Source organism: Dysgonomonas sp. GY617, assembly GCF_015233815.1.
Taxonomy (GTDB): domain Bacteria; phylum Bacteroidota; class Bacteroidia; order Bacteroidales; family Dysgonomonadaceae; genus Dysgonomonas_A.
In genome coordinates this window covers 90,807-104,025 of record NZ_JADCLR010000004.1, presented here as the reverse complement: position 1 = coordinate 104,025, position 13,219 = coordinate 90,807, and the positions used below count along the sequence as shown (strand labels likewise).

Here is a 13,219-nt window from a genome sequence, read left to right as displayed (position 1 = left end):
CATGAGAAAGATAAATATTCAGAAAGACGTAAAAAGTAGGGAAAAAATTAGTATGTCGTTACCTGCGATAGTATCATATGATATGGTGGATGAAATTAAAACGACAGAACTTAGTAACGAATCGGAAAAAGAAAATAAAGATGGCCAAAGCGAAGGTATACAGGAACCAGAGGTTAACCAAGTCACCGATCAACAGGATATCCCGAAAAAAGGAGGACGGAAGGCCAAAACAGACCTTTAAGCGGTTTAAATTCGAAGAGACTAAAATCGGATTTATGTTGAAGTACGAGGTTCCGGTGGTATACGAGATTATTATGGATATGACACTTGTTTCTGTTTTCCCCGAACCCCCTTATTTACTTATCACAACAGTCTGTAAAGGCTCTTCGGACCCTTCTTTGAAAAAAGAGAAGTTTTTTCGCTATCTGGAGGAGTATGCAGATTTAGGATTGTATTGTAAGCGTCCGAAAGTGCTTACAGCCAAACGTAAAGTGTATTATGATGAGATACGGAAAAAAAAGATGGAGAGGTTTATTGAAAGGAATAGAGATAGGATAGATAGGTTGATGAAAAAAAATAAGTATTTATTTGACCGAGTTAAAGTCAAAAGGAGCGTAGGGTACCAAGACAGATACATCTAAAGTTATACAAAACGAATATGAGTTCTCAAATTTTTCTATAGGAGCTAGTTATTTAATATAAATTTTTATCTTTGTCGCTATAATCTAACCCTTTACTCAAATAATGAGAATAAAATTAACAAACATACCCACCAATAACAATCTAAAGTTTAACGATTTAGATTTGGTTATGTGCGTTGAAATATTAGAGAGAGAGAGAGAGAGAGAGAGAGAGAGAGAGAGAGAGAGAGAGAGAGAGAGAGAGACTAACTAGCGAACATGCTGGTAATAAATATATTTTAGGCGGAGTGATCCGTCTTTTTTTGTTATTGCGTTTTTTATACATATTCTTTTCAGCTTTTACATATTTCCCCAATACATATATCGATAGTTGTTCCGGTAAAGGTTTTCGTGTAGCTGATTTGTTTTTTTGTTGTCGTTCAAAATCAGTACGATATTTCCTTTTACTTATGGCACAACTATGTCCGGCAGCAGCGTGTAGAGATTACATGCTGCTGCTTTCTTTGAATAAACTAACTAACTATATAATAACTAACAAGTAATAAAATGAAAAAGATTATTTTCTTATTAACAGGCGTTTTATCAATTGGGCTAACTCATGCCCAGGTCGGCATAAATACAACGAATCCTCAGGGTGTTTTTCATGTAGATCCCCAAAAAGATACAAATGTAACCGGCACAAGCGGCACAGAAGATGATATTATAGTCACCTCTGCAGGAAATATGGGTATTGGCACTATAAATCCTGAAGCAAAGCTGCATATTAAAACTACAGGAACAAGTACAAATCCAGTTTCAGGTTTTCGCTTAGAGGATGGACGTGAAGGGGACGGTAATATTCTCCATTCAGAAAATAGTTCAGGTCTGTCTAGTTGGTATAGTCTACCTCGAATAGAGTCAATTCTTTTTAATAAGCCGTCGTCTTGCCCTAATATACCTCTTCTGGATAATTCTAATTACTCCGCAACTAATGCCACAATCGTTCTACCTCCAGGACGCTGGTTACTTATGATAGTAATGTATCTGCCATTAGCCGGAGGTTATGATCCTCTTGGTCTTTTTTCTATTTCTACATCTTTCGCAGATAATACTACAATAGTTAATAACGGCTCATCTTTTGCTTCACTAAAGTCACCAGATCTAGAAGGGGATGGGAGAATTTTATTTCAGGGGATGATGGTATACACGACCATTGGAATCCTCTCAGGTTCAGTTATTATAGACAATCAGAGCGGTTCTGCCAAAACTTACTACTATATAGCTGGAGATGTTGTGGTTTCTTCTTCTTCTTCTGTTTCTTACCTCAATGCATTTGGAGGGAGATGGGGTGAAGACAATATAATTGCTTATCGCCTTCCTGTAGAAATTTGAATAAATTAGAAAACAATAGATTATGATTAAATATTTCTTGTTTAATTTACTGACTATGCTATCCCCGGCTATTATAGCTCAGGTAGGTATTAATACAATACATCCTTTGGACGGAGCAATGCATATAGATGCAAAGGGTAATAATCCGGCAGGTATTCTTTCCCCGGCAGATTACGAAGACGATGTATTTATAAGCTCAGCAGGTTATTTGGGGATTGGTCAGGTTAATCCAATAAGTCATGTACATATAAAGGGAAATTCTTTATATGCCGGAATAAAGATTCAGGATGGTAGTGAATCTGTCGGTAAGATCTTAACTTCAGATGCTTCCGGAAACGCACTATGGAAATATGCAGGAGTAACGGATTTCGCGATAGGTTCTTTAGGAGCGGGATATTCTGAAGTGATTAGTAATATGAGCACTACTTCTATTATTACTGCAGGCCTTCCTTTAATCACTTTCGATAATTCTTATATTGATTTAAAGCCGGGAATGTGGGCTGTTATGGTAAATATTAAGTCAACTCTAACTAATGTACCCTCGACAGAAGATCAAATATTATGGTTTAGGACTTCTTTTAGTGATGCTCCTAATGGTCTTCTCAGTTCAGATATTATCGGTAGTGTTTTTCTGACAGGTATCGTATGGGGAACAGGATCAAATTTGTTATCTGGTACTATTGTAATTCATAATTCATCGACCGGAGTAAAGAGGTATTATTATGGTGCTGGTCATGTTGGTAAATCACCTACATTATTAGCTTCAGGTATATTAAGTAATTTTGCGGACAATAGCCCGGAGAACTATCTTCTAGCTTTAAGACTATCTTATTAAAATAATAAATCGGTTAAAACATATGAAAAATTTCTCTAAATATATATATGGGTTCTTTTTATTCTTATTTCCACTTTCCACCTTCTCACAGATTGGTATAAATACAGAGAATGTCGGATCAAATCTAGTATTACATGTAGACGGAGCTAAAGATAATCCGTTAACAGGAGCTGCAACAAATGCTCAAATGCTCAATGATGTGGTAATAGACGAGTACGGTAATGTTGGAGTTGGGACAAATGCCCCCGGTACGAAATTACATATTGTAACAGGTGGTAGCACAATTGCCCCCAATTCTCAGTTGACAATTCAGACGGGTGGTGAAGGTGTGGATAAAGTCCTCTATTCATCAGCCGATGGTACCGGTATCTGGGCAGCATATGCTCCGAGAATGCAATTCGGAACATTTAGCCCTTCAGGAGCTAATATTGCTATAAATACAACAAATTATCAGAATACTCAAAGTTACATAAGCTTGCCTCCGGGTGAATGGCTGGTTTTTTATAGTCTATATATTAATAACTATACCGGTACACTTCCAGCTTTTGATAACCGGCGAATTCACATTTTCTCGAGTCTCTCGGAATCTTTATCTTCTACATCTGTTTCAGGAGATATAACAGGAGGTTGGACTATTCAGGGCTCTTCTGTTTTTTTAGGTTCTCAAAATCAGCTAAGAGGTTGTTTTAAGATTAGTAATCAAACAGAAAGTGATAAAGCCTATTATCTTATCGTAGGTAAGATCAATGCCGGATTAAATATCGTATTGAATAATGTAGGACAAGCAGAAAAGAGTAGTTTTTATGCTTTTGGAATAAAAGATGCTTAATTATACTTCTTGAGTATAGCAAGAGGGTATTGAAAAGTAAGGATTTAATAGTATTGTTCGGTCCTTTTATTGATTGTTTTTGATCTATTTAAAACCACTGGCTAGCCGTATATAGTTTAATAACTGTATACGGTATGTTTATATGATATATAATTTAAAGTTAAATTGATTGAATTATTTTTTGCTACATTTTATTCCGACTCAATTATCCAGTAAAAGAGCTTATCAGGCTATACCCTAAGAAAAAATAATCACTCTTGGACTATCTCGGTTAAAGATATGGATCATTGCATCCGGATATGCTGATTTAGGATTGTATTGTTAGCGTCCGAAAGTGCTTACAGGCAAACGCAAAGTGTATTATGATGAGATACGGAAAAAAAGATGGAGATGTTTATTGAAAGGAATAGAGATAGGATATAGAGTATAAGAGCAAGATCGACTCTATCTTTCTTTCATCTGGTTGATGATTTTATCTACCATGCTAATAAATTCTTCATCAGTTCTATATATAGTAGCAATAAATTGTCCACCCTGATCAAAATTCTTGTAACCCATTTCTTTTGTATATATTTCAATCTTCTTTACCATCTTGTCAGCATAATCAGGATTATTATTAGCCATTCCAAAATGTTCCCATCTGAATATATTTTTTGTTATTTTATTTTTGACAACAAAATCTGTGTATAGTCTTTTTCCATTTGAACTTATTTTACTTTCATAGGAAACATGAAAGATATCTATTACTAATAAATTATTATAAATATATAGCTCATGCATAGACCTAACATGTGTTCCATCTGATGCTATATATTTCTTGCTTGTTTTAAAAAAATTATGTATCTCACTGTAAGATGTAGCCAGGCATTTATCACCAAGAGTTGTTTCTTTTTTGAGTTTTTTTTCTTTAGGGAAGAAAAACCATTTATAATTAGTATAATTACTCTTGTCTACATAACAACTGGGGATGATTTGGTGTAGGACTCCTTCATCATTTTTTACAACACTTCTCAGGAATTGACTTAATGCTTTACTATCAGTAAACTCCTGCTTCATATTCTCCATATCTTTAATATACTCATATACTTCACTTAATCTCAATGGTTTATTATGAATAGTATCAGAGAGTAACTTTTCAATATGAATATTGATCGCACGTAATAATTCATAAACCTTATTCATAGGAAATAAAATTTAAATTAAAAGCGAAATGATGTATTTAATACAAAAGTGCTATTTTTTTTTTCTAAGATACATATAAAACAATCTATTTTTTTACTTGATTTATAAATTAATATTTTCCTTAAAAATTGAAATTATACCAATTGACCTATAGTCACTTAAAATAGTTGATGAAAAACTCTTTTGAGAAATTTTGCGACAATAGAAAATAGCATATACATTTGTTATCCCTCCTAAAAAAACGGAGAAAATACCTTTCAACCTGAGTCTCTATTTCTTAGAGGCATGTAGCGAGTGATACACTCAAAGGTTCTCACCTTTGCTCTCCTCCCAAGATTTGTCAAACTGAAGATAACGGGGTATCCGAACCTGATTGTCGCCGCTTTAGTTTCCCGGCATTTATCACTATCGCATTCATCATTTTATGCAAGAAGAGAATTTAGAAGAAAAAGACATGCAAATGTCGGTAGAAGACTTATTCCTGTTTAATCAGGAATCGTACTCAGAGGCACAGCAACGTGCGCTCGAAGAAAACAAATCATTTACAAAGACGGAGTTTTTCAGAATGGACAAATTGGGTGTATACCGCCTTCGTGTCCTGCCTGTAGCACCTAATGCAGACGGTTCGGCAGGGCGCAGGAGCTATGAGTTCCCTGTACACCAACTGCTTTTGGAGATTGAAAAACCAAGTACAGGCACCAAACCAAGTTACATGTATGTAACCGTACCCAGAGCAACAGATGCGGAATACTCGGTAGATCTGATCGATACCTATCGTAAACTGGCTGTAGATACCGCCAAAGAAAAGGACGATGAAAAACTGGCTGAAAAGATCGGTGGCGGTTCATATGGTGGTGGCCTTAAGTTTGGTTACGGACATGCCCTATACGTATACGATATGAATGAACGTGCTAAGGGTTTACAATTACTGACACTCAGCCATTCGCAGTTCAAGGATTTAGACGAACGTAAATTCAAGCTGTGGCAAAAGAAACTACAAAAGAATCCGGGTTTCCCTTGTCCAATTTCATCCGTCTACAACGCTTATCCGGTGGAGATCGAGAAGAAGAAAAACGGTTCGAAAACCGAATACGCTACAAGCATCGACAATGAATCGGACACAGACGCACTATCTAAGGAAGAACTAACCGCTTTGATGGCTGCTACGCGTATACCGGAGATAATTTACCGCTACTCCCGTTATCAGTTCGAAGCAACGGTAGAATATCTGAAACAGTGTGATATAAAATATGGTCTGTCGATTATGGAAACCGCCGAAATGAAAGAGGCGATCCGGAAATTGCAAGAAGAGCTACCCCAAGAAGATACCAGTGCTTTTAGTTTCGACAAACGTACCAAAGATTCGAAAGAGAATGCCTCTGCCGGTATCACCTTAGATACGCTGATTAACCGGTTCGATGAGCTACAGGAGAAATCTTTGGGCGATAAAACGGAAGAGGGTCAGGAACTGCGTTCGCTTATCCGTACTTATATTGAGCAGGAGAAATTAAACATCCGTGTAGCACGTTCTACAACCAATGCGGATTTACTGGACTTAATCGAAGAAGCGCTTCAAAGTGGTACAGACAAAGAAGAGGACGAACTACCACAAAATCCAGAACCTTTGAGGGAAGATGAACCACAGCAATCAGAAAACATTCCAGATGTACCCACCGAAGGGATGCGTAGAAGAAGGTAATTCCTGGTTTACCCATTAATTAAACACAAGGAGAAACGTGTAAGAAATTTACCGTTTCTTCTTCTAATCTTATACATATATGTTTAAGACAATCTTTCCCTGTGTATTATTAATCAACGATATACATGTCTCTAAGGATAACCTGAGCGAGTTTTCGGCTAATTGGAACGAAGCATTGTCCGTCTGTAAAAAGTTGGATATGGAACTGATAGCCGTGGGCGGTGACCTGTTTCAGTCCCGTGCAGCCCAGACATTAGATGTATTACTGGCGGTACACGATGCTCTGGTAGATGCAGATCGTCAGGGTATACAAGTGATTCTGGCAAACGGAAATCATGATAAGGTAAATCAGGAATCAGTTCGGGGTTACTGCCATGTATTCGACAGTCACGATAATGTGATGCTGGTAGATGAATCTATGAGTATATGTAAGTCCGATTGGGATTATGCTCTTCATATAATTCCTTATTTTCCGGAGAACGGAAGCTTTAAAGACAAACTGGATGCTGTAATTCAGGATGATCTGGTGACCGGACGAAAGAACTACTTATATATCCATGAGGGTATAAACGGAGCCTTGTTACATGCTTCAGCCAATGAACTACCAATATCTGTATTCTCAGGCTTCGATAAAGTTTTTGTGGGTCACTATCATAACAGGTGTACTATAAAAGGAACGGAAATTGAATATACCGGCAGCTCCCGGCAGCATAATTTCGGTGAAGACGAAGAAAAAGGGTACACGGTATTGTACAATGACGGTTCATACGAATTTATCAAAAATCAGGTCAATACAAGATACCGGGTAATCGACACCGATGCGGATAAAGTGGATATTCATTTGTCCGACCTGTTGGAAGAAATAAAAGCGGATGGCAGGTACAAAGTCAAAGTCCGTGTACATGCTTCAACAGCAACCGCACCGGGGATCGATAAAAATATCCTTCTAAATGCAGGTGCGACAAAAGTCGAAGTTATCACCGATGAACCGGAGATTATAGAAACACAATCAGGCAGCTTGTTTGAAAAGTTCGACTTTCACAATATCCAAGTAAACTATCAGGAATTCTGCCGGCAGAAGGATATCGATAATGTGTCGCTGGGCTTAACCTACTTATCAAAAATCAAGAATTAATGTGGAAATTAAATGAAATATACGCACAGAATGTATGTGCCTTCCGGGAACTCCATTACCATTTGGAACAGGGAGTAACCACCTTAATCTTTGGGGATAATAAAGACAATGAGAGCCAAAGAAGCAATGGTTCTGGTAAATCGGCACTGATAGAATGTATTGCTATCGGTATAATGGGAAGCCCGCTTCGAAAGATCAAGAATGAAGAGATTATCAATGATAATTCGGATGAATGCCTGATTGAACTTCAGTTCGGCAATGACAGTAATAACGAGGTATTCACCATTGAACGCAAACTGCACCGCAAGGGTTCGGCAGAGGTAGCCTGTTATACAACAAGGGGCAAGGAGCTTGACCCGTATGAAGTCGTTCAACACAGTGTGGATGCCTATAACAGGTATATCCTTGAGATGCTTGGCCTGACAAAAGATGAGTTATACAACAATTTCATCCTTTCAAAGCATAAGTATCAGGATTTCTTATCGTGTTCGGATAAAGACAAAAAGGAAATTATCAACCGTTTTAGTAACGGCAACCTTGTTGATAAAGCTATCGAAGAAATCCTTGTTGATAAAGCTCCGGTTCTGGAACTGATGAAACGGACCGATTTAGAGTTTGCAGGGGTCGAAGGGCGTATAGCCATGCTAACCGAACAGATCGAAAAGGAAGAAAACAGTTCTGAACAACGCTCTAAATCGAAAGAGGAGAAGATCTCAGGCCTGGAAGAATCCATAGTAGAGAAAAGAAGTATTATTCGTCAAAAGGCAGATGACCTGGGACTACTCGATACACAGCTCATTAAAATCAAAGAAGTGGATTCGCAGATTCAGCAATTGGAGAACGGCGATTTTACACTGGAAGATTATCTCTCAGGCATTAATAAGTACCTGCCACTTGTTGCACGGGGCAAAATGACAGACTGGGATTCGGTCATTAAAGCTAAAAAAGACAGGATTCATCAGGCAGAAGAAGAGTTAGCAAAATGGGACACTGCGTTTGAACTGGCAGAGAAGAAAGTTAACGAAATTACAGCCACCTACAATGGACTCTATAAAGAATTCGAAGCGTTTACAAAAACGAGTCTGGACAAAGCGGAAATCTACGAAGGGGAACTCCGGCATTTGAACGATGAATACATAAGGATAAACAAAGAGCTCGAAAGCCTTAAGAAAACCCGTAGGGCCTTATCGGTTGCCATCGAGAGCCTGGGTAATAAATTGGCGGGTATTATTAGCTGTCCGTCCTGCGGATTTGAGTTTGTCGTATCTGACCGGAGTTTTGATGTGGAAAAAGGAAAGTGTGAAGAAGAAATGAAACAACATGAGTTTATCACACTCTCGTCATGTATACATGAAACTACGGGCTTAATCGATAAAATAGAGCAAGACCAGAGTCAGGTACAAAGTGAAAAACGGGAACTTTCGTCTCAAAAATTCGCATGGACAGGAAGGATCGGTACAGCAGTCGAGCATGTAAATACAGCATCTTTTGAAATGGAAGGGGCACGAAGGAACCAAAGCCGTATAGCAGATACGATTAACGTACTGCACCAGGAGATAGACAGCATCTTAAGAAAGGTCTTTGATGAAGCGTTTGAACTTATAGATGAAGCGTATAAAGCCATTGAGCGTAAAATTAATGGTGTGTATGAAGAGGTTAAAGCAGCGGAAAGTTCCATCGACACACTGGAGAACACGATTAAGGAAATCAATGCGAATATCGATTCTGAAATTCTTACATCCATGAAAGCATCATTTATGGAGTACAGGCATAAGTCGTCAGAAGTATTGGTGAAGAAAACGAAGATGGAACTGGAGCTAAAAGCATTGGAAATACAAGAGCAGAATTTTATCGAGTTCAAAACGTATCTGGCTAATACCAAAATCGAAGCTCTCAGTAAAATAACCAATGAGTTTCTGGAGTCTATCGGCAGTGATATTCGTATTAAGTTTTCGGGGTATACAGTACTAAAAACGGGAAAGGTACGGGAGAAAATATCGGTATCACTTGTCAGGGGCGGTTTGGATTGCGGCTCGTTCGGAAAGTTTAGTGCCGGGGAGGCTGCACGGGTGAATCTGGCTACTATTCTGGCTATGCAGAAGCTTATCAATTCCACTTGTGATACTGAAAAAGGATTAGCCCTGTTGGTTCTTGATGAAATACTGGAGGCAGTCGATGAAGACGGGCTTTCTTATATGTTCGCTGCACTAAACGGGCTTTGTATTACAGCCCTGATAGTCAGTCACGGGAATATTGCGGAATCATACCCTCACACAATAAAAATCGTAAAAGAAAATGGCGAGTCGAGAATCAGTGAGTGAGCTTATCCTGAATAAATCAGACCTATTAGCACTGGATATTGCAACTCATACAGGATATTATTCTACACATGGCTTCGGAACATGGAATTTTACGGAGTCTAAAAAGAGGAATAACAATAAACAGCATCAGGATTTCAGAAATACGATACTGGGATTTATCCAAGATCATGGAATAAAACAGATTGTAGCCGAAGATATCAATGTAAATAATCATTTCTCGGACATGCGTAAGTTATCGGAGTTCAGGGGTATACTCTTTGAAGTTTGTGATGAATTGAACCTGCCGGAACCCGCCTTTATCAATGTGGCTACACTTAAGAAATGGGCGACCGGTAATGGCAGGGCAAAGAAACCGGAAATGATTCAGGCGTGTATCGACAGGTACAAGTTTTACCCCGGTGATGACAATGCAGCGGATGCCTGTCATTTATACCATTACTACATCCGAAAATTCAGAATTACCTAACAGGGATCAAAATGATTAAGGAGCTTTTATACTATAAAAATGATGCGTTTAAGCTGACAGATTACGTGACAGATTATTTCAAACTTCAAGTAACCGGCATGTGGAAACGACTAATGAAACAGAAAACTTAACTAACGAAGAGTCCGTACGTATCCGAACGGAACTCTTTAACCGCCATGTTTACCCTCACAGGAACCTGATCTTTAAACTCTGCATCCGCTACACGTATTCTCCTGCAGATATCGAGGACAACTACAACGAAGCCCTTATCAATTTCTTCAAGTACATCGAAACGTATAACCCTGCACGCTCCATACAGACCTGGTTGCATATCGTAACCAAGCGGTTTATTTCCGGAATGAATACCAGAGGCAATATCCGCTATAAGAGAACGGATGATGTGGATGTAAGGCAAATTAGTGACGGTATGCCCGATGACGAAGCGGTTAGCTCGAATTGTATGGGGGTGGATAACTACGATGAAATGTATAATGACGATATAGTGGAAGCACTCTCAGAGATAAAGCCTATCTACCGGGAAGCTTTACTATTGCAACAAGCAGGATACAAGCTGAGTGAGATCATGGAGATTTGCCACAAAAAGGGGAATCTGAAAACCCGGAATATCGAGACTATCAAAAGCCGGATTTTTTTGGCCAAGCAACAAATACGAAAACTCATAGACAGAAATGGAGACAAACGAATCGATCAGGTATAGCATCCGTGTATTTACATTTCTGATGAAGAAAACGCTTGCTCCCTCTTTTGAGTTTCCGGGCGGTGGAATAGCACTTCGCAGTGTTACTTCCTGCCTTAACTCTTTAGAAGCAGGCTGTAAGAGCGATTTGAGTGCTGAACGGCTGAACGCCTATTGTATTTGTCAGGTGTATACCATCAGCAGGTTCGATACAGGGTATCTCAGCAAATGGAAAGTAAGCCACTCGTTCGGTAAGAAAGCAGTTTTGAGGTTTTTGAGTAATACCCAAAATAAGAAGTATTTCGAAGACAAATGGCTAAAGGGGATAGGATTGTCACGCAGTAGTTTACGGATTGAATTCAGGGACAGAAGCGAGCACCCCTTGATGAAGTTTATCTTCCCCGAATATGAAGAGAATACCAAAAGAAGGATGCACTCTTCAGAAGTCGGCTTTTACATCTGTCAGGTATCGACTTTGCTCTGGACTCCTTTCTCACCATCCTGTCAGACCTGTCAGAATGGAGTAAGATGTAAGGAGGTATGCAGAAAGAAATATGCGGAATTGTACAGGCTGCGATTGGAAGAATTTAAAGCGGACAAGAAATGAGTACAGGTAAGTGTAATGCACTCAGTGCTGAATTCCTGTATGAGCTTTATTCGGCATCCGTCCGCTATGACCGGATATGTAATGTGCTGGTTCAGCATATGCGGAAGGAATATTTGCCTGACCATACTTTTCAGAAAATACAGGAGGTATTTGTGAATCATTACAAGAGTTATAAAGTGCCACCGAGTTATTCCGTCTTGTCGCAAGCATTCCTCAATGATTATGATGCAATAGAGCTTATAAATACTTTCCGTGAATATGATGGCGACCAGAATACCGAAATTATTACCGATATGCTGGAGAGCTATATCAAAGGGGTGGAGTTGCAGGTCGTTTATACGGAAGTAGGCAAGTTGTATAACCAGAGTAAACAGGATAAGGCAGAAGAGAAGTTATTAGAATATGCCCAGTGGTTGGAGGGGTTTACACTGAAGACCACCGCTTTTATCGATGTGGCTAAAACATTTTCGGGTCGCTTTAAAAAGAACCAACAGCAAGAGTTTGAAAATATGAGGTCGGGTAGGCCCCAGGTGAACCGCTTTTATATCGCTGATCTGGATGCACTTAACAATGGACGCAACTTACGAGGGCAGTTAACCTGTTTTCTAGCCAGTACCGGAGTCGGAAAATCGCATATCGCCAAACATATCGGTATCCAGGCAAACGTTGTAGATGGATTACATGTCTTGCATTTTCAGTTGGAAGGTTCCCGGGAAGAAGCATTGAACGCTTACTCGGGCGGTTTGATTTCCAAGAATGCCTATTATTTCGAAAGGGGGAAGATTTCAGACTTGGAGATCATCCGTTTTGAAAAGCTGGTCGCAGAGTATTCGGGCAGTATCACAGTCAGGAGCTTTCCCCGTTTCAACAGCCGCGTTTCATCCTTAGACATCAAAAACGGAATCGCTGAATACCGCAAAATAAACGGTTATTCTCCTGACATAGTAATTATCGACAGCATGGACCTGCTGACCGATGCGACCCGAAAGACTTGGAACACAGAGCATGAACGTAGCAAACGTATTGCTGTAGCCAACGATCTAAAAGATTTGGCTACTGATGAAAAGCTCTGGGTGGTGGTAACCTATCAGGCGACAATCGAAAACCGGGAATGGCTCAACGATGAAAAGAATGTATTGACGGAATACAACTGTTCGGAAGCCAAAGGACTGGCAAGGCCCTGTACTCATCTTATTAGCTTGAACCAGTCATCGGCAGAACGGACAGAGGATACGATGCGTTTGCATACGGCTAAGTCCCGGTTCTTTCCCAAAGGCGACACCTTTAAGATTGCTACGGACTATGACAATGAGGTTTTCTATGATGTCGGGCGAACTCTCAGTTTAAAACGATAGGTCACAGGCCTTTTTGTAACTAGGCCAGGTATAACAATCACCTAAAAAATAACCGGAATAGATTAATTAAATATCAAATCC

The 13,219-nt window shown here is 39.2% G+C and carries 13 protein-coding genes and 1 pseudogene; 13 read left to right on the top strand and 1 reads right to left on the bottom strand.

Annotated elements, in window-relative coordinates:
• The first annotated feature begins 1 nt into the window (after position 1).
• From IR022_RS06110 to IR022_RS06090, 5 genes are all read left to right on the top strand, one after another.
• Positions 2-241: a hypothetical protein gene (locus tag IR022_RS06110; RefSeq protein WP_194203034.1), complete on the top strand. Its 240-nt coding sequence runs from the start codon at positions 2-4 to the stop codon at positions 239-241.
• Positions 242-275: 34 nt separating this feature from the next.
• Complete coding sequence (locus tag IR022_RS06105; RefSeq protein WP_194203033.1) at positions 276-641, top strand: hypothetical protein; 366 nt, start codon at positions 276-278, stop codon at positions 639-641.
• 546 nt (positions 642-1,187) lie between these two features.
• Positions 1,188-2,012, top strand: coding sequence for a hypothetical protein (locus IR022_RS06100; RefSeq protein WP_194203032.1), 825 nt, complete (start codon positions 1,188-1,190; stop codon positions 2,010-2,012).
• A 22-nt stretch (positions 2,013-2,034) separates the two neighbouring features.
• Positions 2,035-2,847, top strand: a complete 813-nt coding sequence (locus IR022_RS06095; RefSeq protein WP_194203031.1) for a hypothetical protein — start codon at positions 2,035-2,037, stop codon at positions 2,845-2,847.
• A 22-nt stretch (positions 2,848-2,869) separates the two neighbouring features.
• Positions 2,870-3,676 (top strand): hypothetical protein, encoded by an 807-nt coding sequence (locus IR022_RS06090; protein WP_194203030.1) that lies wholly within the window; start codon positions 2,870-2,872, stop codon positions 3,674-3,676.
• 444 nt (positions 3,677-4,120) lie between these two features.
• On the opposite strand, the gene IR022_RS06085 is transcribed toward IR022_RS06090, so the two are convergent.
• Complete coding sequence (locus tag IR022_RS06085; protein WP_194203029.1) at positions 4,121-4,858, bottom strand: hypothetical protein; 738 nt, start codon at positions 4,856-4,858, stop codon at positions 4,121-4,123.
• Positions 4,859-5,282: 424 nt separating this feature from the next.
• Between IR022_RS06085 and IR022_RS06080 the strand changes: the two genes are divergently transcribed.
• The 8 genes and pseudogenes from IR022_RS06080 (at position 5,283) to IR022_RS06050 (ending at position 13,138) form a co-directional block, all read left to right on the top strand.
• Positions 5,283-6,557 (top strand): hypothetical protein, encoded by a 1,275-nt coding sequence (locus IR022_RS06080; RefSeq protein WP_194203028.1) that lies wholly within the window; start codon positions 5,283-5,285, stop codon positions 6,555-6,557.
• Positions 6,558-6,636: 79 nt separating this feature from the next.
• Positions 6,637-7,692 (top strand): exonuclease SbcCD subunit D, encoded by a 1,056-nt coding sequence (locus IR022_RS06075; RefSeq protein WP_194203027.1) that lies wholly within the window; start codon positions 6,637-6,639, stop codon positions 7,690-7,692.
• Positions 7,692-10,013 carry an AAA family ATPase gene (locus IR022_RS06070; protein WP_194203026.1) on the top strand — a complete coding sequence of 774 codons (2,322 nt, stop codon included), beginning with the start codon at positions 7,692-7,694 and terminating at the stop codon, positions 10,011-10,013. The genes IR022_RS06075 and IR022_RS06070 overlap by 1 nt, the downstream gene beginning before the upstream one ends.
• Positions 9,988-10,479, top strand: coding sequence for a hypothetical protein (locus IR022_RS06065; protein ID WP_194203025.1), 492 nt, complete (start codon positions 9,988-9,990; stop codon positions 10,477-10,479). Before IR022_RS06070 ends, IR022_RS06065 begins: the two co-directional genes overlap by 26 nt.
• A 100-nt stretch (positions 10,480-10,579) precedes the next feature.
• Positions 10,580-10,768: pseudogene (locus IR022_RS20225) on the top strand (RNA polymerase sigma factor); the annotation flags it as partial.
• 69 nt (positions 10,769-10,837) lie between these two features.
• Entirely contained in the window at positions 10,838-11,197 is a 360-nt protein-coding gene (locus IR022_RS06060; protein ID WP_242053100.1) for an RNA polymerase sigma factor, read from the top strand.
• Positions 11,169-11,783, top strand: coding sequence for a hypothetical protein (locus IR022_RS06055; protein ID WP_242053098.1), 615 nt, complete (start codon positions 11,169-11,171; stop codon positions 11,781-11,783). Before IR022_RS06060 ends, IR022_RS06055 begins: the two co-directional genes overlap by 29 nt.
• Positions 11,780-13,138 (top strand): DnaB-like helicase C-terminal domain-containing protein, encoded by a 1,359-nt coding sequence (locus IR022_RS06050; protein ID WP_194203024.1) that lies wholly within the window; start codon positions 11,780-11,782, stop codon positions 13,136-13,138. Before IR022_RS06055 ends, IR022_RS06050 begins: the two co-directional genes overlap by 4 nt.
• Positions 13,139-13,219 lie beyond the last annotated feature (81 nt).